Source organism: Rhizobium sophorae (genome assembly GCF_013087515.1).
Taxonomy (GTDB): Bacteria; Pseudomonadota; Alphaproteobacteria; order Rhizobiales; family Rhizobiaceae; genus Rhizobium; species Rhizobium sophorae.
Genome location: NZ_JABFCN010000009.1, coordinates 97,971 through 120,482 on the forward strand (window position 1 = coordinate 97,971; position 22,512 = coordinate 120,482).

Annotated in this window: 25 protein-coding genes and 4 tRNA genes; 14 read left to right on the forward strand and 15 right to left on the reverse strand. The window is 59.1% G+C overall.

The genetic code is table 11. The annotated features are described in order from the left end of the window. Positions 1-22: 22 nt before the first annotated feature. The 6 genes from clpA to G9X64_RS05155 all read right to left on the reverse strand — a co-directional run bounded on the left by clpA (position 23) and on the right by G9X64_RS05155 (position 5,988). Positions 23-2,515: an ATP-dependent Clp protease ATP-binding subunit ClpA gene (clpA, locus tag G9X64_RS05130; protein WP_168316871.1), complete on the reverse strand. Its 2,493-nt coding sequence runs from the start codon at positions 2,513-2,515 to the stop codon at positions 23-25. 10 nt (positions 2,516-2,525) lie between these two features. Beyond that, complete coding sequence (gene clpS / locus G9X64_RS05135) at positions 2,526-2,876, reverse strand: ATP-dependent Clp protease adapter ClpS (protein WP_017988219.1); 351 nt, start codon at positions 2,874-2,876, stop codon at positions 2,526-2,528. A gap of 375 nt (positions 2,877-3,251) precedes the next feature. Then, the gene (locus tag G9X64_RS05140; protein WP_168308793.1) at positions 3,252-3,623 is read right to left on the reverse strand and encodes a phasin family protein; all 372 of its coding nucleotides are present in this window, start codon (positions 3,621-3,623) and stop codon (positions 3,252-3,254) included. A gap of 273 nt (positions 3,624-3,896) precedes the next feature. Beyond that, on the reverse strand, positions 3,897-4,100 hold the full coding sequence (locus G9X64_RS36390) for a DUF3126 family protein (RefSeq protein ID WP_003539277.1): 204 nt from the start codon (positions 4,098-4,100) through the stop codon (positions 3,897-3,899). Between the two features lie 140 nt (positions 4,101-4,240). Beyond that, entirely contained in the window at positions 4,241-5,074 is an 834-nt protein-coding gene (cysE, locus tag G9X64_RS05150; protein ID WP_003539276.1) for a serine O-acetyltransferase, read from the reverse strand. A gap of 128 nt (positions 5,075-5,202) precedes the next feature. Continuing rightward, entirely contained in the window at positions 5,203-5,988 is a 786-nt protein-coding gene (locus G9X64_RS05155) for an alpha/beta fold hydrolase (protein WP_171376075.1), read from the reverse strand. A gap of 158 nt (positions 5,989-6,146) precedes the next feature. Here G9X64_RS05155 and G9X64_RS05160 point away from each other — a divergent pair, with 158 nt between their 5' ends. Together G9X64_RS05160 and G9X64_RS05165 are read left to right on the forward strand one after the other, a co-directional pair. Further along, the gene (locus tag G9X64_RS05160) at positions 6,147-6,392 is read left to right on the forward strand and encodes a zinc-finger domain-containing protein (RefSeq protein ID WP_003539274.1); all 246 of its coding nucleotides are present in this window, start codon (positions 6,147-6,149) and stop codon (positions 6,390-6,392) included. Between the two features lie 27 nt (positions 6,393-6,419). Beyond that, positions 6,420-7,574 (forward strand): FAD-dependent monooxygenase, encoded by a 1,155-nt coding sequence (locus G9X64_RS05165; protein ID WP_171376076.1) that lies wholly within the window; start codon positions 6,420-6,422, stop codon positions 7,572-7,574. 28 nt (positions 7,575-7,602) lie between these two features. Here the strand turns inward: G9X64_RS05165 and G9X64_RS05170 are convergent, their stop codons facing one another. Continuing rightward, positions 7,603-8,793 (reverse strand): cystathionine beta-lyase, encoded by a 1,191-nt coding sequence (locus G9X64_RS05170; RefSeq protein WP_168316869.1) that lies wholly within the window; start codon positions 8,791-8,793, stop codon positions 7,603-7,605. A gap of 362 nt (positions 8,794-9,155) precedes the next feature. Here G9X64_RS05170 and G9X64_RS05175 point away from each other — a divergent pair, with 362 nt between their 5' ends. From G9X64_RS05175 to G9X64_RS05190, 4 genes are all read left to right on the forward strand, one after another. After that, positions 9,156-10,181: an amino acid ABC transporter substrate-binding protein gene (locus G9X64_RS05175; RefSeq protein WP_168308789.1), complete on the forward strand. Its 1,026-nt coding sequence runs from the start codon at positions 9,156-9,158 to the stop codon at positions 10,179-10,181. Between the two features lie 102 nt (positions 10,182-10,283). Further along, positions 10,284-11,486 carry an amino acid ABC transporter permease gene (locus G9X64_RS05180; protein ID WP_168308788.1) on the forward strand — a complete coding sequence of 401 codons (1,203 nt, stop codon included), beginning with the start codon at positions 10,284-10,286 and terminating at the stop codon, positions 11,484-11,486. Between the two features lies 1 nt (position 11,487). Beyond that, a complete protein-coding gene (locus tag G9X64_RS05185; protein ID WP_168308787.1) occupies positions 11,488-12,642 on the forward strand; it encodes an amino acid ABC transporter permease in 1,155 nt (384 codons plus the stop codon). Between the two features lie 35 nt (positions 12,643-12,677). After that, positions 12,678-13,451 carry an amino acid ABC transporter ATP-binding protein gene (locus G9X64_RS05190; protein ID WP_064654243.1) on the forward strand — a complete coding sequence of 258 codons (774 nt, stop codon included), beginning with the start codon at positions 12,678-12,680 and terminating at the stop codon, positions 13,449-13,451. 161 nt (positions 13,452-13,612) lie between these two features. On the opposite strand, the gene G9X64_RS05195 is transcribed toward G9X64_RS05190, so the two are convergent. Then, positions 13,613-14,221 (reverse strand): hypothetical protein, encoded by a 609-nt coding sequence (locus G9X64_RS05195; RefSeq protein ID WP_168308786.1) that lies wholly within the window; start codon positions 14,219-14,221, stop codon positions 13,613-13,615. 468 nt (positions 14,222-14,689) lie between these two features. Between G9X64_RS05195 and G9X64_RS05200 the strand changes: the two genes are divergently transcribed. Together G9X64_RS05200 and G9X64_RS05205 are read left to right on the forward strand one after the other, a co-directional pair. Next, the gene (locus G9X64_RS05200; RefSeq protein ID WP_168308785.1) at positions 14,690-15,139 is read left to right on the forward strand and encodes a DUF3597 domain-containing protein; all 450 of its coding nucleotides are present in this window, start codon (positions 14,690-14,692) and stop codon (positions 15,137-15,139) included. Positions 15,140-15,297: 158 nt separating this feature from the next. Further along, positions 15,298-15,609: a hypothetical protein gene (locus G9X64_RS05205; protein ID WP_168275161.1), complete on the forward strand. Its 312-nt coding sequence runs from the start codon at positions 15,298-15,300 to the stop codon at positions 15,607-15,609. Between the two features lie 124 nt (positions 15,610-15,733). Here G9X64_RS05205 and G9X64_RS05210 read toward each other — a convergent pair whose 3' ends face one another. Together G9X64_RS05210 and G9X64_RS05215 are read right to left on the reverse strand one after the other, a co-directional pair. After that, positions 15,734-15,913 carry a hypothetical protein gene (locus G9X64_RS05210; protein ID WP_003559012.1) on the reverse strand — a complete coding sequence of 60 codons (180 nt, stop codon included), beginning with the start codon at positions 15,911-15,913 and terminating at the stop codon, positions 15,734-15,736. A gap of 166 nt (positions 15,914-16,079) precedes the next feature. Next, positions 16,080-16,280: a hypothetical protein gene (locus G9X64_RS05215; RefSeq protein WP_168308784.1), complete on the reverse strand. Its 201-nt coding sequence runs from the start codon at positions 16,278-16,280 to the stop codon at positions 16,080-16,082. Between the two features lie 41 nt (positions 16,281-16,321). Here G9X64_RS05215 and G9X64_RS05220 point away from each other — a divergent pair, with 41 nt between their 5' ends. Next, positions 16,322-16,612, forward strand: coding sequence for a DUF982 domain-containing protein (locus G9X64_RS05220; RefSeq protein WP_168308783.1), 291 nt, complete (start codon positions 16,322-16,324; stop codon positions 16,610-16,612). 83 nt (positions 16,613-16,695) lie between these two features. Here G9X64_RS05220 and G9X64_RS05225 read toward each other — a convergent pair whose 3' ends face one another. The 3 genes from G9X64_RS05225 to G9X64_RS05235 all read right to left on the reverse strand — a co-directional run bounded on the left by G9X64_RS05225 (position 16,696) and on the right by G9X64_RS05235 (position 18,181). Further along, entirely contained in the window at positions 16,696-17,508 is an 813-nt protein-coding gene (locus G9X64_RS05225; protein WP_171376077.1) for an isocitrate lyase/PEP mutase family protein, read from the reverse strand. A gap of 235 nt (positions 17,509-17,743) precedes the next feature. Continuing rightward, positions 17,744-17,820, reverse strand: a tRNA-Arg gene (locus G9X64_RS05230). A 55-nt stretch (positions 17,821-17,875) separates the two neighbouring features. Next, positions 17,876-18,181, reverse strand: a complete 306-nt coding sequence (locus G9X64_RS05235; protein WP_130743780.1) for an ETC complex I subunit — start codon at positions 18,179-18,181, stop codon at positions 17,876-17,878. Positions 18,182-18,821: 640 nt separating this feature from the next. Here G9X64_RS05235 and G9X64_RS05240 point away from each other — a divergent pair. After that, positions 18,822-18,898, forward strand: a tRNA-Pro gene (locus G9X64_RS05240). A 63-nt stretch (positions 18,899-18,961) separates the two neighbouring features. Here the strand turns inward: G9X64_RS05240 and G9X64_RS05245 are convergent. Then, positions 18,962-19,450, reverse strand: a complete 489-nt coding sequence (locus G9X64_RS05245; RefSeq protein ID WP_168308782.1) for a DUF192 domain-containing protein — start codon at positions 19,448-19,450, stop codon at positions 18,962-18,964. A 2-nt stretch (positions 19,451-19,452) separates the two neighbouring features. After that, positions 19,453-20,031, reverse strand: a complete 579-nt coding sequence (locus tag G9X64_RS05250) for a cold-shock protein (RefSeq protein WP_168308781.1) — start codon at positions 20,029-20,031, stop codon at positions 19,453-19,455. Positions 20,032-20,226: 195 nt separating this feature from the next. On the opposite strand from G9X64_RS05250, the gene gloA reads away from it, so the two are divergent. The 4 genes from gloA to G9X64_RS05270 all read left to right on the forward strand — a co-directional run bounded on the left by gloA (position 20,227) and on the right by G9X64_RS05270 (position 22,332). Further along, the gene (gene gloA, locus G9X64_RS05255) at positions 20,227-20,667 is read left to right on the forward strand and encodes a lactoylglutathione lyase (RefSeq protein WP_017988206.1); all 441 of its coding nucleotides are present in this window, start codon (positions 20,227-20,229) and stop codon (positions 20,665-20,667) included. A gap of 166 nt (positions 20,668-20,833) precedes the next feature. Continuing rightward, positions 20,834-21,910, forward strand: coding sequence for a D-Ala-D-Ala carboxypeptidase family metallohydrolase (locus tag G9X64_RS05260; RefSeq protein WP_171376078.1), 1,077 nt, complete (start codon positions 20,834-20,836; stop codon positions 21,908-21,910). 198 nt (positions 21,911-22,108) lie between these two features. After that, positions 22,109-22,183, forward strand: a tRNA-Glu gene (locus G9X64_RS05265). Between the two features lie 74 nt (positions 22,184-22,257). After that, a tRNA-Glu gene (locus G9X64_RS05270) sits at positions 22,258-22,332 on the forward strand. The last annotated feature ends 180 nt before the right edge of the window (positions 22,333-22,512 follow it).

The window sequence follows — 22,512 nt, forward strand, 5'->3', positions numbered from 1 at the left end:
TTTCCAATTCGGTGACGGTATCTTACTTCTTGCGTGGAACCTTCGGAACCGCGCTTCCCTTCTTCGGGGCGTCGCGGACCTCAGGCTCGGCCTGCGGCACCGCTTTGGCGCGGGTCTTGCGGGCCGCCTTCGTCTTCAGCTCGCCGTCATCCCCATCATCGCCTTCGGGATGCACGACCTCGGCTTCGGGCTTCGGCTTGATCGGCGCCGTTTCCGAAATGGCTTCGAGCACGATGCCGGGTTTGCCGTCTTCCTTCGGGCCGACGGTGACGTTGACGACGCCGCCCTTCTTCAGCTTGCCGAAGAGGATTTCGTTGGCGAGCGGCTTCTTGATCGTATCCTGAATGACGCGAGCAAGCGGGCGGGCGCCCATCTTCTCGTCGTAACCCTTTTCCGCCAGCCAGGCGATCGCGTCCTCATGCAGGTCGAAGGTGACGTTCCTTTCGGAAAGCTGGGCCTCCAGCTGCATGATGAACTTCTGCACGACCTTGTGGATGACGGCCGTCGGCAACGCCGCGAAAGGAATGATCGCGTCGAGACGGTTGCGGAATTCCGGCGTGAAGAGACGGGTCAGCGCCTCTTCGTCCTCGCCGGTGCGCTTGGACGAGCCGAAGCCGATCGCCGCCTTGGCCATTTCGGATGCGCCCGCATTGGTCGTCATGATCAGGATGACGTTGCGGAAGTCGATCTTCTTGCCGTTATGGTCGGTCAGCGTGCCGTGGTCCATGACCTGCAAGAGGATATTGTAGATGTCGGGATGCGCTTTCTCGATTTCGTCGAGCAGGACCACGCAATGCGGATGCTGATCGACGCCATCGGTCAAAAGGCCGCCCTGGTCGAAGCCGACATAGCCGGGAGGTGCGCCGAGCAGACGCGAAACCGTATGCCGCTCCATATATTCCGACATGTCGAAGCGCAGCAATTCGACGCCGAGCGACGAGGCAAGCTGCTTTGCCACCTCGGTCTTGCCGACGCCGGTCGGACCGGAGAAGACATAGGCGCCGATCGGCTTGTTCGGCTCGCGAAGACCGGCACGCGCCAGCTTGATCGAGGTCGAAAGGGCTTCGATCGCGATATCCTGGCCGTAGACCACCGAACGCAGTTCCTGCTCGAGATTGGCGAGCACGGCTTCGTCGTCCTTGGAGACGGTCTTCGGCGGAATGCGCGCCATCGTGGCGACCGTCGCCTCGATCTCCTTTTCGGTGATCAGCTTGCGGCGCTTCGACGGCGGCAGCAGCATCTGGGCCGCACCGGTTTCGTCGATCACGTCGATCGCCTTGTCGGGCAGCTTGCGGTCGGAGATGTAACGGGCCGACAGTTCGACCGCCGACTTGATGGCGTCGTTCGAATAACGCAGGTGGTGATATTCCTCGAAATAAGGCTTCAGGCCCTTCATGATCTCGATCGCATCATCGATCGACGGCTCGCTGACATCGATCTTCTGGAAACGACGGACCAGTGCCCGGTCCTTCTCGAAGAACTGGCGGTATTCCTTGTAGGTGGTCGAGCCGATGCAGCGAATCGCGCCCGATGACAGGGCCGGCTTCAGGAGGTTCGATGCATCCATTGCGCCGCCCGAGGTGGCGCCGGCGCCGATCACCGTGTGGATCTCGTCGATGAAAAGCACGGCGCCCGGATATTCCTCCAGTTCCTTGACGACCTGCTTCAGGCGTTCCTCGAAATCGCCGCGGTAGCGCGTGCCGGCCAGGAGCGTGCCCATGTCGAGCGAGAAGATCGTCGCATCGGCAAGCGCTTCCGGAACCTTGCCTTCGACGATGCGCTTGGCAAGGCCTTCGGCGATCGCCGTCTTGCCGACGCCGGGATCACCGACATAGAGCGGATTGTTCTTCGAACGGCGGCACAGGATCTGGATCGTGCGGCTGACCTCGGCGTGACGGCCGATCAGCGGATCGATCTTGCCGCCCTTGGCCTTCTCGTTGAGATTGACGCAATAGGCCTTGAGCGCATCCTGCTGCTTCTTCGGGCCGCCCTCTTCCTCGCCGCCGCGCGCCGTCGGCTTACTGCTTTCGGCTTCCTCCTCGGCGCCGCGCGGGGGACGCACATCCGAAGCGCCCGGCCGCTTGCCGATGCCATGGGAGATATAGTTGACGGCATCGTAGCGGGTCATCTCCTGCTCCTGCAGGAAATAGGCGGCATGGCTTTCGCGCTCGGCGAAAATGGCGACGAGCACGTTAGCGCCGGTCACCTCCTCGCGGCCGGACGATTGCACGTGGATGACGGCACGCTGGATGACGCGCTGGAAGCCGGAGGTCGGCTTCGAATCCTCGTCATAACCGGTGATCAGGTTGGAAAGTTCGTTATCGACATATTCGACGAGCGTCTTGCGCAACGCGTCGAGATCGACATTGCAGGCACCCATGACCGCGGCCGCATCGGCATCGTCGATCAGGGCGAGCAGCAGATGCTCGAGCGTCGCATATTCGTGGTGCCGCTCGTTGGCAAAGGTCAGTGCCTGATGGAGCGCCTTCTCTAAACTAGGCGAAAATGTTGGCACGTTCAGATCCTCACTTCTTTTCCATGACGCATTGCAGCGGATGCTGGTGTTGCCGGGCGAAGTCCATCACCTGGCTGACCTTCGTTTCCGCTACCTCGTATGTGAATATTCCGCATTCGCCGACGCCGTGGTTATGGACATGGAGCATGATGCGGGTGGCACTTTCACGATCCTTCTGAAAAAAACGCTCCAGAATATGGATGACGAATTCCATGGGAGTGTAGTCGTCATTCAAAAGCAGCACGCGATAGAGGTTGGGCTTCTTGGTCTTCGGCTTGGTGCGTGTGATGACCGAGGTTCGATTTGCGTTGTCCCCGTTCCTTTCGCTGTCGTTCTGCATCCGGATCGGCTTTGCGATCATTGTCATTCATTCCTCAAGCAATCCGGCAGAGCATGGGAGGGTGCTTTTCCCGCCGAATATCTGAAACACTAACTTAGTTCATAATAGGCTGATTTTAAGCCCCCTGTCAGACACTGCAATCAAGAAATGGCCCGCATGCACGGGAAAGACCAAAAAAGTCCCCGAAGCATGTCGCGCAAAACCGTGCAACGGTTTTGCGCGACATGCGTAAAAACAAAGACCTAAAGCGCGAAGGGCGAATCTGAAAGATTGCGACGTGCTTTAGCCGATCCCAGCGGGCGCCGCAGCGAAAGTGGAAACAAAAAGACCGGCTACAGATGCGTAGCCGGTCCTCGTTTTTCAATATGTAGCGCAGGTTGCGCTTTAGAAATCATTTCATGCAGCAGCAGGCGTCGCCGACGGCGCAGACTTGGCGGTCTTGACGACGGCAGCGGCGATCGGCGCTTCATAGGGCTTATAGGCTGATTTGGCGAGATCGGCATACATCTCACTGAGCTTCGTCGTCTCGGAGACAAAACCTTCAAAATATGCCTTAACGTAGTTCGTCTGCAGCTCGAAAGCGGCCTCGAAGCTCTTGACGCCGGCCAGCGTCTCGAAATGCGTCACCGCGTCCTGAAAGGATTTCTTCGAATATTCAGTGGCTTCAGCGGCGATCGCCTGAAAGCCCTTGGTCGTGTCGGAATAGGTTCTCAGTGCCGTGTCCACGGCTTCCTTGCTCTTCTTGTTAGCATCGTCAAAGTTGAACATTAGCCATCCTCCGTTGGGCTGTTGGTGGCGGCAGGGTAGCTGCAATGCACAAATAGTCAAGTAGTCTTGTGCGCTGCAAAACATCTACTGGTTGCATTACAATAACATAACAAAGCCTGCGAGCCGGGGCACGTACGTCTTTAACTGATTTTGCTAAAATATATCAGAATGCCGCAACCGGAAGTTTTGAATAAATTCTCTCTTTGAATCGAAAAAACGAAAAAGGACCGAACGGATCGCGCCGTTCGGTCCTTTTGAAGCTTTCGAACGCGATCAGAGATCGACGTCAAGGATCGCCATCGAAAAGTTGTAGGAGCGGTCGCCGTCCTCGTCATCGATATAGACGACACCCAGAAATTCTTCGCCGAGATAGACTTCCGCAGAATCATCCTTGCGCGGACGCGCCTTGACGATCATCTGCGGGTTGAACATGCGCTTGAAATAGGCGTCGAGCTTCTTGATTTCTTCTGGCTTCACTCTGTCATCTCCGTAAGCGGTCTTGATTGGCCGCTTCTTGCACAGGAAATGCAGCGGTGTAAAGGCAAGGTTGCCGTTTGCTGATGGCCCTCCCGCTCGGATCCCGCCGACTTTTCCTATCCTTAGTTTCCAACGGGCGCTCAGATATCGGCGCCGATCACTTGGTCCATGTTGCGCGACGGCTCGGAACAACCGGCCTCGCCGACGACCTTGGCCGGCACGCCCGCCACCGTCTTCTTGGGCGGCACCGCCTTCAGGACGACGGAGCCGGCGGCGACGCGTGAGCAATAGCCGATCTCGATATTGCCGAGGATCTTGGCGCCGGCGCCGATCATGACGCCGGAGCCGATCTTCGGATGGCGGTCGGCGCCCTCCTTGCCGGTGCCGCCGAGTGTGACGCCGTGCAGGATCGAGACGTTGTCGCCGATGACGGCCGTCTCGCCGACGACGAGTCCGGTGGCGTGATCGAGGAAGATGCCCTTGCCGATCCGGGCGGCCGGATTGATGTCGGTCTGGAAGACGCTGGAGGAGCGGCTCTGCAGATAAAGCGCGAAATCACGCCGGCCGCGGTTCAGCAGCCAATGGGCCAGACGATGGGTCTGCAGCGCATGGAAGCCCTTGAAATAAAGCACCGCCTCCATGAAACGCAGGCAGGCTGGATCGCGATCGTAGATCGCTTGGATATCGACGCGCAGGATGGAGCTCCAGTCAGGCCAGTCGAGGAGCATTTCCTCGAAGGTCTGGCGAAGCAGGTTCGCCTGCATGTCGGGGTGATCGAGACGTTCGCAGATGCGGTGGATGACGCATTCCTCGAGCGAATGGTAGTTGATCACCGTAGAATAAAGGAAGGCGGCGAGAACCGGATCCCGTTCGGCGGCGAGCCGGGCTTCCTCGCGCAGGCTGTCCCAGATGGGATCCATCACCTTCAGAGGATGACCTGTGTCAAAAGCACGGATGTCAGTCTTTGCGACCATCGCCGCTCTCCTCGCTGCCAACAGGAATGCCATTTTCGGAATGCCAATATATAGATGAAAACGCCAATAACATAAATGGGTGTCGTCGCCATGGTTTTTTAGCATGGTTTTTCGGCATCACGATGTTGTCAGCGATGGGCGACCCTTGCATAGAAGGCCAGCACCGCCTGCTTGAAAACCCTGTCGCCGACGGCAAGCATATGATCGCGGCCCGGAATATCGAGCGCTTCGGCCTTTTGCATCAGCGCCGCCAATTCCTGCGGCGAGCCGGCGATATCATCCTTGGTGCCGACGCCGATCAGCGTCGGCATGTCGAGCTTGGCCATATCGGAGCGGGCGACGAGATCGCGCGAGCCGCGGATGCAATCGGCAAGAGCGACCCGGTCGCTCTTCGTCTGCTCGGCGAAGGCGCGGAACATACGGCCGCGGGCGTGCGTCACTTCGTCGAGCGAGGGGGCAAGCAGCGCATCGGCGATCGGGTCCCAGTCGCCGACGCCGTCGGTCATGCCGATGCCGAGGCCGCCGAGCACCAGTGAACGGACGCGATGCGGATTGGCAAGCGCTGCAAAGACGGAAATGCGCGCGCCCATCGAATAGCCCATGACGTTGGCTTCCGGGATGCCGAGATGATCGAGCAAGGCGATCGCATCGCCAGCCATGACCCAGGGACGATAGGCTTCGGCATCGTGCGGCTTGTCGCTTGCGCCGTGGCCGCGATTGTCGATGGCAATCACCCGGTAGCCGGCATCGCCGAGCGTCTTCAGCCAGCCCGGATGCACCCAGTTGACGTTGGCGGTCGAGGCAAAGCCGTGGATCAGCAATACGGGGACGCCGGCCGGATCGCCCTCATCGAAGAAGGCGAGTTGCAGTCCGTCATGGGTGAAGCTTGAAAATGTGGGCGTATTCAGGTTCATCGGGCCTTCCCTTTTGGCGCGACCATAGTCGAGCGGCATTTCATCGTGAAGCCAAAAACTGTGGCTAAAAACTGTGCTTGGCGCGGCGGTTTGGCTCTACACATTTGCGGCGAAGGCTTATAAGGTTCGCGCACATTTCAAAGCATTCGGAGAGCGACATGGCCGGCCACAACATTCCCCACTTCCAGAACGACGGCGGTCACCGCGTTATCGAAGTCGGCGTCAAGGAATTCATGTGCACCGGCGCTTCGGCTCCCTTCGATCATCCGCATATCTTCATCGACATGGGCGACGACAACGAGAAGGTCTGTTCCTACTGCTCTACGCTCTATCGCTTCAATTCCGCGCTCAAGCCGAGCCAGACCAATCCGGCCGGTTGCGTTTTCCACGTGAAGGCGGCGTAGTCGGTCCAGATCCGGATCGGACGGGCAATGCCGATCGAACATGCCGCCATCATCGGCGCCGGGATATCAGGGCTGACCGCTGCCCTTGCGCTTTCGCGCCGGGGCATCAGTTCGGAGATCTTCGAGCAGGCGGGCGAACTCACCGACATCGGCGCCGGATTGCAGGTTTCGCCGAACGCTTCCTGCATCCTTGCCGAACTCGGTATCCTTGAAGGCCTGTCAAAGGTCTGGCTCGAGCCCGACGCGATCCGGCTGATATCGGGTGGGTCGCTTCGCCAGCTCGCGGCGGTGCCGGCCGGCAAATTCGCGCGGGAACGCTGGGGCGCTCCCTATGGCGTCCTCCACCGCACCACATTGCAGAAAGCGCTTTTGGCTGCGGTTACGGCCGATCCGCGCTGCCGGCTTCACCTTGGCGTAAGGATGGTCTCGATCCTACCGCCTTTCGAGCGCGCGGCCGATGTTGTCATCGGCGCCGACGGCGTCTGGTCGAAGCTGCGGCAATTCTTTCCGGGCAGCCCCTCGCCGCGCTTTTCCGGCAATATCGCCTACCGCTTTACCATTGCCGAAACGGAGGCGCCCGGTTTCCTCGACCGGGCAAGCGTTTCGGCTTTTCTCGGCGGTTCGGCGCATCTCGTCTGCTATCCGCTGAGGGAGACCGGCAGCTTCAACATGGTGGCGATTACCGCCGGCAATATCGCGCCACAGGCTTGGCAAAGCGAACCGACGGCCGAGCAGCGGGCGCAACTGCGGGCGCGCTTTTCCGGCTGGAACGCCGCCATCGTCTCGCTGCTCGACAGAAATAGGAAGCTGACGTTCTGGCCGCTGTTCGAAACCACATCAGGCGCATGGCAGGACGGCCGAAAGACGGTTCTGATCGGCGATGCCGCGCATGCGATGATGCCTTTTGCCGCCCAAGGAGCGGCGATGGCGATCGAAGACGCCTATGAACTGGCCGCATTTCTTTCGAACCGTCCCGTGGCGGAAGCGCTGGCGCTGTTCGAAAGACATCGGGCACCGCGCATTGCGAGGCTTCGCCAGCGCGGCGCCTTCAACCGGTTTGCCTATCATGCGAAAGGGCCGATCCGGATCGGCCGCGATCTCGTGCTCGGCCTCAAGCCGCCGCTAAGCCTCGCGGCAGATCTCGACTGGATCTACGGCTATCGGGCTGCAGATCTGCGTTGAGTTGCCAGCGACGACGAAGCGTGTCTGATCAGATCGCGCTTGCCGCGGCAAAACCCCGTTCGATATCGGCCTTGAGGTCAGCCACGTCCTCTATGCCGATCTGCAGGCGGATGACCGGACCGTCCGTCGGCGCCTTGGCGACCTTGCGATCGTTGAGATAGGCATGCAAAGCGAGGCTTTCAAAGCCACCCCAGGAATAGCCGAGACCGAAAATCCTGAGCGCGTCGAGGAAGGCATGCGCCTTTGCTCTTGATTTCTCGGGGCCGTCGGCGGCAAGCACGAAGGAAAAGATGCCGCTGGCGCCTTTGAAATCGCGCTTCCAGAGATGGTGCGAGGGGAAACTCGGCAGGGCCGGATGCAGCACGCGGGCGACATCCTCCCTGCCCTCCAGCCATTCTGCGATATGAAGCGCGCTTTCATAATGCCGCTCGAGGCGCAGGGCCATGGTGCGCAATCCGCGCAGGATCTGGTAGGCATCATCGGGTGCGCCGCAGATGCCGAGCACACCGTTTGCTTCCTTCAGCCTCTCCCAGTGCTCGGCATTGGCCGAAACCGTTCCGAGCAGAATGTCGGAATGGCCGGACGGATATTTCGTCGATGCGTGGATGGAGATATCGACGCCGTAATCGAGCGGCCTGAAATAGACCGGCGTCGCCCAGGTATTGTCCATCATGACGACGGCGCCATGGCGGTGCGCAACCGTCGAGATCGCCGGAATATCCTGCATTTCGAAGGTATTGGAGCCCGGAGCCTCGGTGTGGACGAGCTTGGTGTTCGGCCGGAACAACGCCTCAATGCCGGCGCCGATCGTCGGATCGTAATATTCCACCTCGACGCCGAGGCGCTTCAGCATCGTGTCGCAGAAATGGCGCGTCGGGCCATAGACCGAATCGACCACCAGCGCGTGATCGCCGGCAGCGACGAAACCCAGAAACGGAATGGTGACGGCCGCAAGGCCAGACGGCACAAGGATCGTGCCGGCCGAGCCTTCGAGTGCGTCGATCGCCTCGCAGAGCGCATCCGTCGTCGGGGTGCCGCGCGTTCCGTAGGTGTATTTCTGCGTGCGCGTCTCCATCGCCCGCGCATTCGGAAACAGCACCGTCGAGGCATGCACGACCGGCGGATTGATGAAGCCGTGATAGTCGAAAGGATCGTTGCCGATATGGGTCAGGCGGGTGTTGATGCCGGCATTCTGCAGCAAGCTGTCTTTGTCTTTCATGTCGGGAATAGCCTTTGGCGACGGAGACGCGAAACCGGACTTTTGGACGCCCCGCCATATCAGGTCAACCCCTTGGAGTTGATCGCCGGCGACGTAGCGAAGCGGTGGAAGCCACGATTTTCGCGTTATTTTTCCGCAATCAGGCGCCTATTTCATAGCCAAGTGCCCACGAACGCAGCGCAATCTCCCAAAATGCTGAAATTTGCCGCAATTATTGACCGCGACACTTGACCCTGGTGACATTTGCGACTGTGATAGAACAACTCGCGCCGGGAGGGTGTCGAGAAAATGGGGGGCGGCAGAGTTTTTCCGCCGGAACTTCCCACAAGAAAATACAAGACAACGGAAAAGGTTGGGAAAAAATGAAGAACAAGCTTCTGTCCGCAACGATCGGCGCAGCAGTTTTCGCTCTTGGCGCTTCGGCTGCTTCGGCCACGACACTCACGGATGTCAAGGCAAAGGGTTTCGTTCAGTGCGGCGTCAATACCGGCCTTACCGGCTTTGCCGCACCTGACGCTTCCGGCAATTGGGCCGGCTTCGACGTCGACTTCTGCAAGGCCGTCGCTTCGGCCGTGTTCGGCGACCCCACCAAGGTCAAGTACACGCCGACAAATGCGAAGGAACGCTTCACCGCTCTGCAGTCCGGTGAAATCGACGTTCTCTCGCGTAACACCACTTGGACAATCAATCGCGACACCGCACTCGGCTTCAACTTCCGTCCCGTGACCTATTATGACGGTCAGGGCTTCATGGTTCGCAAGAGCCTGAATGTGAAGTCGGCTCTCGAACTCTCCGGCGCCGCAGTCTGCGTACAGTCGGGCACGACCACGGAATTGAACCTCGCCGATTACTTCAAGACGAACAATCTGCAGTACAATCCGGTCGTCTTCGAAAATCTTCCTGAGGTCAACGCGGCCTACGACGCCGGGCGTTGCGACGTTTACACGACCGACCAATCCGGTCTCTATTCGTTGCGTCTGACGCTGAAGAACCCCGACGAACACGTCATCCTTCCTGAGATCATCTCCAAGGAGCCACTTGGCCCGGCCGTCCGTCAGGGTGATGATCAGTGGTTCGATATCGTTTCCTGGACGGCTTATGCGCTGATCAATGCCGAAGAGTTCGGCATCACCCAGGCAAATGTCGACGAGATGAAGAACTCGCCGAACCCTGATATCAAGCGCTTCCTCGGCAGCGAGACCGACACCAAGATTGGTACCGATCTCGGCCTGACCAATGATTGGGCCGCCAACGTCATCAAGGGCGTCGGCAATTATGGCGAAATCTTCGAGCGCAACATCGGCCAGGGCAGCCCGCTTAAGATCGAACGCGGCTTGAATGCTCTGTGGAACAAGGGCGGCATCCAGTACGCACCGCCGGTTCGCTAATCGAGCTTTGGCATGAAATGCCGGGAAGGCGGCCGAGCCGCCCTCCCATCTTCCAAAAGTAAAAAGAAAGCCCGAAAACGGGCACAAGGGGATTGGCGCGGCATGACGCATGGGGCTGTGGATAGGACACCTTTGCATGACACCGGCTGGAGTTTCCGGTCGGCAATGTACGACCCGAAATACCGGAGCATATTTTACCAGCTTCTAACAATCGTTGTTCTCGTGGGCTTTGTATGGTGGGTGGCCCACAACACTGCCGTGAACCTTGCCCGCAGCAACACGGCATCGGGTTTCGGCTTTCTTCGCGGTCGCGCCGGTTTCGAAATCGGCCAGTCGCTGATCACCTTTTCGAGTGACTCGACTTATGCGCGCGCACTTCTCGTCGGTATTCTGAATACCTTGCTGGTGGCGGTGACCGGTATCTTCACGGCGACCATCATCGGCTTCCTGATCGGGATCGGCCGGCTGTCGCGCAATTGGCTAATTGCCAAGCTTTGCACGGTCTATGTCGAGGTTTTCCGCAACATTCCGCCGCTGCTCGTCATCTTTTTTTGGTATCTCGGCGTTCTCTCCGTTTTGCCGCAGCCGCGCGAGTCGGTGGGTCTGCCGTTCAGCATGTACCTCAACAACAGAGGACTGGCCTTCCCGAAGCCGATCTTCGACACGGGCATGATAGCGGTCGGCATCGCCCTGCTGATTGCGATTGTCGCCACCATCATCATCGCGCGCTGGGCCCACAAACGCCAGGCCGCAACCGGCCAGCCGTTCCACACCGTATGGACGTCGATCGCGCTGATCGTCGGCTTGCCATTGCTGGCCTTCGTTGTCTCCGGCTTTCCGCTCACCTTCGACGTTCCGGTCGCCGGAAAATTCAACCTGACGGGCGGCTCCGTCGTCGGCCCCGAATTCATGTCGCTGTTTCTCGCTCTGTCCTTCTATACCGCCTCGTTCATCGCCGAGATCGTTCGCGGCGGCATTCGCGGCGTTCCAAAGGGACAATCCGAAGCAGCCGGAGCGCTGGGGCTGCATCCGTCAAGCGTGACGAGACTTGTCGTGGTGCCGCAGGCGCTGCGCATCATCATTCCGCCGCTGACGAGCCAGTACCTGAACCTGACCAAGAACTCCTCACTCGCCATCGCGATCGGTTTCTCGGATCTCGTTGCCGTCGGTGGCACGATCCTCAATCAGAGCGGTCAAGCGATCGAGATCGTCTGCATCTGGGGTATCGTCTATCTCAGCTTGAGTATTCTCACGTCGCTGTTCATGAATTGGTTCAATGCCAAGATGGCACTGGTGGAGAGATAAGATGTCGGTCGCCGATAAACCGTTTGTCAGAACGTCCATCCTTGCCGCCGAACCGCCGCCGCCCGGCGAGAGGGGAGCCGTCGCCTGGATACGTCGCAATCTCCTGGCAACTCCGAAGGACGTGATCCTGACAATTCTGGCTCTTGCGCTCATTGCATGGGCGGTGCCGCAGCTCGTCAACTGGCTGTTCATCCAGGCCGTGTGGTCCGGGCCGGACCGCACATTCTGCGCGACGACGATCCAGGGCGGCATCCAGCCTGACGGCTGGAGCGGTGCATGCTGGGCCTTCATCAGCGCCAAGTACGATCAGTTTATATTCGGCCGCTATCCGCTCGGTGAGCGTTGGAGGCCGGCGATCGTCGGGATCCTATTCATTCTGCTGCTAATTCCAATGCTGATCCCGTCGGCGCCGCGCAAGGGTCTGAACGCCATTCTTCTGTTCGCCGTCCTGCCGGTCATCGCCTTCTGGCTTCTTCACGGCGGCTTCGGCCTCGAAGTGGTGGAGACTCCACTCTGGGGCGGGTTGATGGTGACGCTCGTCCTGTCCTTTGTCGGTATTGCCGTCTCCTTACCCTGCGGCATTCTGCTTGCGTTGGGGCGCCGCTCGAAGATGCCTGTCATCCGGATGCTCTGCGTTACCTTCATCGAGGTCATTCGAGGCGTTCCGCTGATCACCGTTCTGTTCATGGCAAGTGTCATGCTGCCGCTCTTCCTTCCCACAGGCTGGAACGTGGACAAATTGCTGCGGGCGCTGATCGGCGTGTCGATCTTCACGTCGGCCTATATGGCGGAAGTGATCCGCGGCGGCCTTCAGGCGATCCCGAAGGGACAATTCGAAGGCGCAGATTCGCTTGGCCTCGGCTATTGGCAGAAGACCCGACTGATCATCATGCCGCAGGCCATCAAGCTGGTCATCCCGAGCATCGTGAACACCTTCATCGGAACGTTCAAGGACACGTCGCTGGTCACCATTATCGGCATGTTCGATCTGCTTGGCATCGTCAAGCTGAACTTCTCCGATGCCAACTGGGCAAGCTCCGTCACGCCGATCACGGGTCTGATCTTCGCGGGCTTCATCTTCTGGCTGTTCTGCTTCGGCATGTCGCGCTATTCAGGCTTCATGGAACGCCATCTCGATACCGGCCACAAACGATAAGAACGCTAAAACGATAAGAATGAGGGAAAACAATCATGGCTGAAGCTCCAGCAAAAAAGCTCACCGTTTCCGCAACGGAAGTGGCGGTCGAGATCGTCAACATGAACAAGTGGTACGGCGATTTCCACGTGCTGCGCGACATCAACCTCAAGGTCATGCGCGGCGAGCGCATCGTCATTGCCGGTCCGTCAGGCTCGGGCAAATCGACGATGATCCGCTGCATCAACCGCCTGGAAGAGCATCAGAAGGGCCGCATCATCGTCGACGGCACCGAGCTCACCAATGATCTGAAGAAGATCGACGAGGTGCGGCGTGAAGTCGGCATGGTGTTCCAACACTTCAATCTCTTCCCGCATCTGACGATTCTGGAAAACTGCACGCTGGCGCCGATCTGGGTCCGAAAAATGCCGAAGAAGCAGGCCGAAGAAGTGGCCATGCACTTCCTGAAGCGGGTCAAGATTCCGGAACAGGCCAACAAATATCCGGGCCAGCTCTCCGGCGGCCAGCAACAGCGCGTGGCGATCGCCCGGTCGCTGTGCATGAACCCGAAGATCATGCTGTTCGACGAGCCGACCTCCGCACTCGATCCCGAAATGATCAAAGAAGTGCTCGACACTATGGTTGGCCTTGCCGAGGAAGGCATGACCATGCTCTGCGTCACGCACGAAATGGGCTTTGCCCGTCAGGTGGCCAACCGCGTCATCTTCATGGACCAGGGCCAGATCGTCGAGCAGAATTCGCCGGCCGAGTTCTTCGACAATCCGCAGCACGAACGCACCAAGCTGTTCCTCAGCCAGATCCTGCACTAAAGCGCGGTTGCGATCTTTCAGATTCGCGTACCGCGCTTTAGGTCTTTGTTTTCCGCATTCTTTGTCGCAAACCGCTGGACACTTTCGCGAGACATGCTTTAGATCAAAGTATTCTTTGAAAAGACCCGCCGAACCCTGTGGCTCGGCGGGTCTTTTCACGTTTAGCGGGAGGCTGTCGCCTGCAGCAGACTGCAGAGACCGGCAAGTCCGGAATCGGAGCCGCCTGAACCGGAGATATCGGCGCAACGGACGAGCATCTTGCGCTGCTCATTGACAGGCCTCGCCCGGAAGGCCTCCAGGGTGCGGATCTGGGACGCGCTGAGGCTGCGCTCAGCCGCGGGTCTCCCGCTGCTGCCTGCCCCATCTGCCCTGCCGATGGCGAGATTGGCATCGACGCCATTACCGCTGCCGACTGCGGCCGTGGCGTTGGCATCGATTCCATTGGAAACGCCGGTGCGCGCATTGAGATCGGCATTGACGCCGCGCCCGCCACCGATCCTGGCGTTGGCGTCTGCGTCGAGACCGTTGCCACCGCCGATACCGGCATTGACATCGGCATCGATGCCCCGGCCACCACCTGCATTGGCGGTCGCATTGGCATTGACGCCGCTCGAGCCGCCGACGGAAGCATTGGCATCGGCGCTGACGGCATTGCCTGCATTCACCGACACACCGACATCGATTGCACGCGCATCGCTTGCCGGCATGGCAAGGAGAGCGCAGGTAGATGCGAGCACTGCAAGGGAGACTCTATTGTGGTTATGGGTCATATTTTCCTCCGTTTCATTCCGCCGAACCATCTGCCCGGCAGCCGAAAATCGAGGAACGCGCGTACCTTCGATCGACCGGACGCCTGCAACTATAGGACGTCCATGGCAAGGCAACGTAAAGAGATGACAAATGTTTCACAGCATGGCGCGGCAAGTCGGTTTGGCGGCGTGCAATGATGTTTCACGGTTATTGAATTCCGAATTGCCTGACCGACTGTGCCAAAAGCGGGCATGTCTGATGACAGTCGGAAGGCTGCTGAAGTATTCCCTCCGATTGCGCAGCAATCTTGAACCGGCGGCGAGCAATCCTATGGCAGCTGTTCCTTATGATGGACCACAGCTGTCCCGGGCATTGGCTTTTCCACCAACGATTGAACATGCTAAAAATAACTCCCTTTCCGCCTGGATATATCAAGCGGGAAGTCCATGTTTCAGCATGTTCTCACCTGAGGGAACTGGAGGTTTAAAATGGGTATTTTCGACAAGATCAAAAATGCAATCTTCGGAGAGGCGAAAGCAGCCGAACCCGTTGCTGCCGGCGTGCCGAAGACAGAGCCGGCGCAAGCGCCTGCCTCACCGTCGGCAGCCCCCAGTCCGGCGCCTGCGGCCCCTGCCCCGCAGAGCAAGCCGGTCCCCACGGCCACCGCGCCAGGCACAGCCACAGTCGATATCGTCCCGATCCTCGATGCGGCTGTAAAGAAGAGCGGTCAGAAACTCGATTGGCGCCGCTCTATTGTAGACCTGATGAAAGCCGTCGGGATGGATGCGAGCCTGACCGAGCGCAAGGAACTTGCCGCTGAACTCGGCTATACCGGCGACACCAACGATTCCGCAAAAATGAACATGTGGCTGCACAAGGCGCTGATGAAGCGGCTTTCGGAAAATGGCGGCACGGTCCCGGCCGATCTCCTGGATTAATCAACGGCGGATGGCTGCCGCCATTTCTACGACGGCAGCCACCCGGCAAGGTCTCGCGCCGATGCGGAGGGAACAAGGAGTCCGCTTGCCCGCAGGCGTTGGAACCAATAACGTCGCGCTCGATTACTTCAAAAATCGATCATGGAGAATTAAATCCGATGAGATTGATGGCAGTCGTTGGTCTTGCACTGAGCTTGGGCTGTATCTCGGCCGCAGAATCCCCTTCAAACTATCAATCCTATAGCGGCATTCGGGTCGATACCGACCCGGTCCTCCTGGCTCGATACGACAAGGCGCTTCAACGCTGCGTGCCGGAGGCGAGCTCCTGGCGGCGCGGCTCGCCGGATCCGCAAAGCCTGCATTACAACGCGGCGCTCAGAAATTGCCTCTATAGACGCAGCTTCGTCGACAGAGGCGTCTACGCCTATCCTATCCCGAAGGTCTACTTCGATCACTTCCTGGATCGCTGAAAAGAGCCGAGCCCTTCAGAGGCCTATCAAACAGAAACCCCGCCATTTTGGCGGGGCTGTCCTCAATCGCGATGCTGCGACCTCTGCATAGTTCCTTAAATCGGAAAGACGCGCGGCGTTATAGTCAGCGTTTGCCGCCAGCTGGCGGGCGGCCCTTGCCCGCCGGGCGATTGCCGCTTCCGGACGAGGTCTTGGCATCGTTGCCCTGACCGAAGTTGGTGCCGCCGAGATGGCCACCGCCGCTGGTATTGGCAACCTGGCGCTGCGCTTTGCGCAACAGTGCCTCTGCATTGGTCTTGCTCATGAAATTCTCCTCGATGGCTGGAAAACCCAGCCGGAATGCCGCCCCTGACATCCGCGGTCAAGGACCGAAGGCATATCAGGCAGCGACGATGGGTGTTGGCGGGAGGCTTGTGTCGATCAAAGAATTGCCTGCGTTCATGACGATCCCCCCTCAACCGGCATGACAATCACCCTCCGGCTGCTACCGGACGGCGCAGAAATCGATTTTGAAAGGAAAGATCAGCTGGGACGCCAGGGCGCAAACCAAGCTCGACAAGCAATTTCGATAGAAGAATCAATAAGACGGCAATGTGTTTAAAACAAGTTCCCGGCTTCTGGTTGGAAAGGCATTGCCGACTGCTTTTGCCGATTTCATAGAGGATGATCATGACGCAGCTCGGGTTGGAACACTTCTTGCAGAGTTACTAATATGTTTATGATGCAAGGACCAAATGTCATGAATCGGTACACATCGCATCAGTTTCCCGCACTGAGGATCCTCATGAGCGGCCAAGATAAATACAGCGTCGTCAGAACCCTCGGCGACGCAGCCACCATGCTCATTTCCGAATGGCCCGGCGATGATGGCGAGGAGTATGTTGTCGCGGTGAGGACATGCCTCGACGCCATCCGCGGAACCACGCCCCCAAACGCCGCGCGGGAAGCGCTGATCAGAGCGGCGGATGAAGCCGGCATCCGCTACCTCTCGGTCGTTCACTGAGATCGCTCGAGCAGATTCCGGAGAAGAATTTGAGGAAGCGCTCGAGCAGTGCAGATCCGCCGCGATTTTCGCTTCTGCCCAGCTCATAGCCTGTCCTGGCGCTTCTCCCGTGACATCAGTTGGCTAACCACTGCAGCAGAGAGCGCGTCGTCGGCATATCCAAACGTACCCGCTGTTTTGACCTCCGTAGCGGCGCGCATCAACGCACCCAGCGCGGCCCGCGCGAAAGAGCCGCCGACACTCACGCGGCGCACTCCGACGCTCGACAGTTCGGCAACAGAGTATTTTCGCGCTTTCAAACCCATGACCACGTTGACCGGCTTGTCCACGGCTGCGCAAACGGTTCTGATTGCCTCGATATCAGGCAAGCCGGGGGCGTAAAGCACATCTGCCCCAGCGGCCGAAAACGCTTGCAGCCGTTCGATGGTATCGTCCAGATCGGGTCTCTCCCAAAGATAGTTCTCCGCCCGCGCCGTTAGAAGGAAAGGCAGATCGCGTGCCGCCTCCGCTGCAGCATGGATGCGTTCGACGGCCTGCGATAGTTCGTAGATCGGGGCAGCAGGATTGCCTGTCGCGTCTTCGATCGATCCGCCGACAAGTCCGATTTCGCAGGCCAAGCGGATGGTTTCCGCACAGGTTTCTGGCGACGCACCGAAGCCATCTTCAAGATCAGCAGAGACAGGAAGATCAGCAGCGCCAACGATCTCGGCGGCGTTCTCAAGAACCTCATCGCGTCCAAGGCTCGCGAATGAATCCAACTTGCCTTTGGAAAAGGCGTAACCCGCGCTGGTGGTCGCGAGCGCTTCGAAGCCAAGGCTCGCGAGAAGGCGAGCCGAACCGGCGTCCCACGGGTTCGGGATGACAAAGGCACTGTCCCCCTGGTGAAGTGCCTTCATCGCTCGAACTTGGCCTTTTGATCCATAAACGCCTCCCCTCGCCGGTGACTGAAGGTGAGACTAGCGCTGCGAGAACGAAATGTGAACACGCTCCCCGAACTTGCTTTGGAGAGAATAGCGACGATGGCTCTTGGGGCGCCTTTCCGTCAGTCTCAAGCTCCTGGACCAAACATGAGTCCGCAACAGAGGCCGAAACCAGCTATTACCCATGTCTCGGTATGGACAATTGAAATGATGGCGACCCCTGCAGGAATCGAACCTGCGACAACCTGCTTAGAAGGCAGGTGCTCTATCCAGCTGAGCTAAGGGGCCGTCCGGCGGCCGCGTCTCACGAGCGCGACCGGATGGCATATCTGGACCAGAAATCTCAATGCGTCCAGGGTTGCGTGCGGGTATAGCGAAAATTGTCCGGATAGGCGACGACCTGGCGGACCGGATCCTTCGGCGCGATGACGCGGTATTCGATGCCGTTGCGCTGGGCGTAGGCCTCGGCGAGTTCCTGCGTTTCGAAGGTGAGCTTCACCTGCTGGCGCATATCGCCCGAGGAGGTGTAGCCCATGATCGGATCGATCTTGCGCGGCGACTCCTGATCAAATTCAAGCACCCAGAGATGGGTCTTGGCCTTGCCGGACTGCATGGCGGTCTTGGCTGGACGATAGATCTTGGCAGACATGACTGCAGCGTCTCCGACTATGCGGGCAACGCCCGCCTTTCCTGGTCTCTATCCCGTTACCGGCCCGCTCTCGGGCCTTGGCTTCATCGCTGACGATAATGCCAAGAGATGAATTTTGCTTAGCCGCGAATCCCCGCTTTTTCAAGAAAAAAGGCGGTGTGCGACACGGCTGCCGACTCCGTTCGCATGACGGCCGACACCGCCTCCTTTCAAACCAGGTGATTGTCGGCCGGATTTCGCAATATTTCCGCTTGTCTCACCTTGTGATCACAACCTGATTGCCGCAGCCAGCCCTCGGCACTACTTTACGGGCCAGTCGCTTTCAGTGGATTTGCACTCATGATCAAACGTTCGGCGGAGTTCAATGCCATTGTGATTGGGGCCAGCATCACGGCGTTCTTCTACGTTGTCATCAGCTACGCCCAATATATCGGCCTGATCGCCCAAGGCTGAGGCAGCCTTGTCCTGACGTACAATTGCGCCAGGCAGACCGAACTCGTGCCCCTGGCAAGCAGGCTGGTGGCCTATCAAGATTTTTCTGTCTTGCATCCACAGGTCCGGCGAGGAATCTTCGGCCAGAGCTGGATTTATGGGTTGCGACGGCGAAGTGAACCGTGTATCTCCCCTGCCATTCACGGCACGGAGTGTAGCGCAGCCTGGTAGCGCATCTGGTTTGGGACCAGAGGGTCGGGAGTTCGAATCTCTCCACTCCGACCATTCAAATATCCCGATATTGTTGAATTCCTTGACAGGCGCACCTCTGCTCGTGGTCGCGCGCCGTCACTTCGCCTTCTTCGTTGTCGTGGCGCTGACGATCCTGTCGCCGGGCTTGATTCCCAGTTTGGCGACGATGCCGGCGTTGAGTTCGACGACGTATTTCACCGCGACCGTCGAATCGATGATGTCGCGCGAATAGGGCGTCGCGTTTTCCTTGATGTGACGGATCGTGCCGGTGTCGTCGGCAAAAAGCATGTCGAGCGGCAGGATGGTGTTTTCCATCCACATGGTGACGCGCCGCGGCTGGTCGAAATCGAAGATCATGCCGGCATCATCGGCCATCGTCTTGCGAAACATCAGGCCGTGGGCGCGCTGATCCGGGGTCGCGGCGATCTCGACGGTGAAATGCAGCACCTTGCCGGCAGCGGTCTGGATGAGCAGCGGCTCCTTGTCGAACCGCATCCCCTCGTCAGCGAACGCCGGCAGCGCGACCATGAAAAAAAGCGCCAGGATGGCGCTTCTGATGGCATCAAATAGGATTAAGCCGCGCATGTTCAGTGAGACCGGCTTGCCGGGCTCGGAACGTCGGGATGGATTTCAGCGGCCATCAGGCCCTTTTCTCCGTCGCCGAAGCGGACGAGAACCACCTGGCCGGGGCGGAGCTCAGTCAGGCCGAAGCGGCGCAATGTCTCCATATGCACGAAGATATCTTCGGTGCCCTCGCCGCGTGTCAGGAAGCCGAAGCCCTTGGTGCGGTTGAACCACTTGACCAGCGCACGCTCGAGCCCGCTCGTCGCGGTGACCTGCACATGGGTGCGCACCGGCGGCAGCTGCGAGGGATGAACCGCGGTCGACTGGTCCATCGAGAGGATCTTGAAAGCCTGATAGCCGCGCTCACGGCGCTGGATGAGGGCGACGATGCGCGTTCCCTCGAGGATCGTCTGGTAACCGTCGCGGCGCAGGCAGGTCACGTGCAGAAGAACATCCTGCAAGCCGTTGTCAGGCACGATGAAGCCGAAACCCTTGGCGACGTCAAACCACTTGACGACGCCGGTGATTTCAACAAGATCGACCGGCTCTCCCGATAGCTCGTCGAGGTCGGAGTATTCGTTCGATGAAATCCTATCAGCCATTGTCGCCAGCCCCTCGAATACGCGTCACACTGTTACGGTTAACTGATTCTTGAAATCAAGATTAACATCTTGGTAACGGATAAGCGCAAGTCCTAGTTTTCGGTTATTCCCAGCTGCACATTTTATAAAGATGACTTGCCCGAAGCTGACCTCGGTTCGCCGAAAAAAGCCAGCCCCAATAAAGGAGTAAATAGAATGCGTTATCTTCATACAATGGTTCGCGTCAAAGACCTGGACGCCTCGCTTGCCTTTTACACCACGCTGTTCGGGCTGGAGGAGATTCGTCGCCACGAAAACGAGAAGGGCCGCTTTACCCTGGTTTTCCTGGCCGCCCGCGACGATCTCGACCGTGCGCGCAGCGAAAAGGCTCCCTGCCTCGAGCTTACCTACAACTGGGACACGGAAGATTATAGCGGAGGACGCAATTTCGGCCACCTCGCTTATGAGGTCGACGATATTTACGCCACCTGCCAGAATCTGATGGACAACGGCATCACCATAAACCGACCGCCGCGTGACGGGAATATGGCCTTCGTGCGCTCGCCCGACGGCATCTCGATCGAAATCCTGCAGAAGGGCAGCCCGCTTCCGGCCACTGAGCCCTGGGCCTCGATGGGCAATACCGGCGCCTGGTAAGGGTTTTCGCCGCAAGGCTTTTGCGAGGCTTGCGGCTTTTTCGATTTCGGGTCCGGCCAGCGCCTCGGCGCTTGCCGCGATCCCACGCCGCAGGCAATCTCCTGGCGACTCGAAGCGGAAGAGAAGCGTTTTTCGCTTATTTTCCGCATCAACTGGAGACTGTCGCTTGTGTAACATGCAGATGCGGATGCCCGTGACGGGCGCTTTGCTGATCGCCACCTCGGTGCTGGCACTGTCCGGCTGCGCGTCGGACAAGAAGGCGCTCGATGCGGCGGCGACGAATCCAGTGGTTCCGGCGGTGCAAGCCGCAGCACCGCAGCTGGCCACGGCAGCCCCTGCAAGCCCTGCCCCGCGTGCGGTCTATACCGATCCCCGGCTCGTCAACGTCTCCGGCGTCCAGGGCGCGCCTCAGGTCGTGGCACAGGATCCGAATGTAGCCGTCCCGCCCGCTGGCTCGGCAACGGCGGCGCCTGCCAATATCGGCGGGCTCGTCCTGCAGTCGACCCGGATCAACGCGCAGGCGATGAGCATCTTTTCCGATCATCAGCCGGCGCCGCAGAACAACAGCACGTCGACCGTCATTCAACCGCAGGCCTATGTGCCGGTGGAAGGTGCAGCACCGGCGCGAAGCAGCGTCTACAGCCAGCCGCCCGTGCCCCAACAGCCGGCAGAACCAGTGCTGCCGCAGCAATCCTCGCAGAATAACAGCACGCAGCTTGCGCCCGTGCAGACGGCGTCGTTGGCGACGGGCAGCATTCCGACCTCGACGATGAACGCGCTCTACAGCGCGCCAAAGCAGAACCTGCTCGGCAGCCTCTCGGGCCTGCTGCACAAGGCGGCCCTGCCCGGCATGACGCGTATCGCGCCGAACGGGCTACATCTCCAGAACGACAAGGTCGAGGTCGGCTGCTTCAAGCCCGACCTGCTGAAGGTGATCAAGATGGTCGAAAGCCATTTCGGCCGGCCGGTCATCGTCACCTCCGGCTATCGCGACGAAGAACACAACCGCCTCGTCGGCGGCGCTGACGAATCGATGCACAAGAGCTGCGAGGCCGCCGACATCCAGATCGACGGCGTGACGAAATGGGATATCGCCGCCTATATCCGCTCATTGCCGGACCGCGGCGGCGTCGGCACCTACTGCCACACGGATTCGGTTCACCTCGATACTGGCAAAACCCGCGACTGGAACTGGGGTTGCGGCGGCAAGCGCGCACCGATAACGACGGCAAGAGCGATCTGACGGCCGCGCGATTTCCACATTACGTTACGGCAGCGCCGCCTCGTTTCATTAAAGAAACAAGTGGCAGCCTATTGATTCAGCTTCATTAATCGGCGTCTCGAATGCAGTCGGATTTCCTGTCATTTTTTTGAAAGAAAACCGCAATTGCCGCTTGCGGGATTTAAAACGCCTGACTATAAGGGCGCCACCACGAAGGAAGCGCCCTTCGTCTATCGGTTAGGACACCAGATTTTCATTCTGGGAAGAGGGGTTCGACTCCCCTAGGGCGTACCACTTTCTCTCCATATAGAAGCCAACACTTCCGCTTGCAGAAGCAGGCGCGCGCTCCTATTTTAACGATGCTGCCTGCGCCCTTCGTCTATCGGTTAGGACGACAGATTCTCATTCTGTAAAGAGGGGTTCGACTCCCCTAGGGCGTACCACTCCTGGTGATAGGCCATTGTCTTCCGTTTCGATCGACGTTGGCCGGGCCCTATGTGTGCCCTCAAGGAGAACCCTTCGGAGTCGCGCGACGTTGCCCATCCTAGCTGCCGGCTTGATTTTTCTCCGCTCCGCCGTAGCCTGCGCCTCGATTTTCCACAGGAGCAAAAAAATCGGCGAAA

Coding starts and splice junctions, on each gene's coding strand:
- G9X64_RS05165 (WP_171376076.1), top strand. CDS start 6,420: ATGCCGATCGAACATGCCGCCATCATCGGCGCCGGGATATCAGGGCTG.
- G9X64_RS05195 (WP_168308786.1), bottom strand. CDS start 14,221: ATGACCCATAACCACAATAGAGTCTCCCTTGCAGTGCTCGCATCTACC.
- G9X64_RS05250 (WP_168308781.1), bottom strand. CDS start 20,031: ATGGCTGATAGGATTTCATCGAACGAATACTCCGACCTCGACGAGCTA.
- G9X64_RS05160 (WP_003539274.1), top strand. CDS start 6,147: ATGGCCGGCCACAACATTCCCCACTTCCAGAACGACGGCGGTCACCGC.
- G9X64_RS05175 (WP_168308789.1), top strand. CDS start 9,156: ATGAAGAACAAGCTTCTGTCCGCAACGATCGGCGCAGCAGTTTTCGCT.
- G9X64_RS05190 (WP_064654243.1), top strand. CDS start 12,678: ATGGCTGAAGCTCCAGCAAAAAAGCTCACCGTTTCCGCAACGGAAGTG.
- G9X64_RS05140 (WP_168308793.1), bottom strand. CDS start 3,623: ATGTTCAACTTTGACGATGCTAACAAGAAGAGCAAGGAAGCCGTGGAC.
- G9X64_RS05235 (WP_130743780.1), bottom strand. CDS start 18,181: ATGTCTGCCAAGATCTATCGTCCAGCCAAGACCGCCATGCAGTCCGGC.
- G9X64_RS05170 (WP_168316869.1), bottom strand. CDS start 8,793: ATGAAAGACAAAGACAGCTTGCTGCAGAATGCCGGCATCAACACCCGC.
- G9X64_RS05180 (WP_168308788.1), top strand. CDS start 10,284: ATGACGCATGGGGCTGTGGATAGGACACCTTTGCATGACACCGGCTGG.
- G9X64_RS05185 (WP_168308787.1), top strand. CDS start 11,488: ATGTCGGTCGCCGATAAACCGTTTGTCAGAACGTCCATCCTTGCCGCC.
- G9X64_RS05215 (WP_168308784.1), bottom strand. CDS start 16,280: ATGATCATCCTCTATGAAATCGGCAAAAGCAGTCGGCAATGCCTTTCC.
- G9X64_RS05245 (WP_168308782.1), bottom strand. CDS start 19,450: ATGCGCGGCTTAATCCTATTTGATGCCATCAGAAGCGCCATCCTGGCG.
- G9X64_RS05200 (WP_168308785.1), top strand. CDS start 14,690: ATGGGTATTTTCGACAAGATCAAAAATGCAATCTTCGGAGAGGCGAAA.
- G9X64_RS05220 (WP_168308783.1), top strand. CDS start 16,322: ATGTTTATGATGCAAGGACCAAATGTCATGAATCGGTACACATCGCAT.
- G9X64_RS05205 (WP_168275161.1), top strand. CDS start 15,298: ATGAGATTGATGGCAGTCGTTGGTCTTGCACTGAGCTTGGGCTGTATC.
- gloA (WP_017988206.1), top strand. CDS start 20,227: ATGCGTTATCTTCATACAATGGTTCGCGTCAAAGACCTGGACGCCTCG.
- G9X64_RS05210 (WP_003559012.1), bottom strand. CDS start 15,913: ATGAGCAAGACCAATGCAGAGGCACTGTTGCGCAAAGCGCAGCGCCAG.
- G9X64_RS05225 (WP_171376077.1), bottom strand. CDS start 17,508: ATGAAGGCACTTCACCAGGGGGACAGTGCCTTTGTCATCCCGAACCCG.
- G9X64_RS05155 (WP_171376075.1), bottom strand. CDS start 5,988: ATGAACCTGAATACGCCCACATTTTCAAGCTTCACCCATGACGGACTG.
- clpS (WP_017988219.1), bottom strand. CDS start 2,876: ATGATCGCAAAGCCGATCCGGATGCAGAACGACAGCGAAAGGAACGGG.
- cysE (WP_003539276.1), bottom strand. CDS start 5,074: ATGGTCGCAAAGACTGACATCCGTGCTTTTGACACAGGTCATCCTCTG.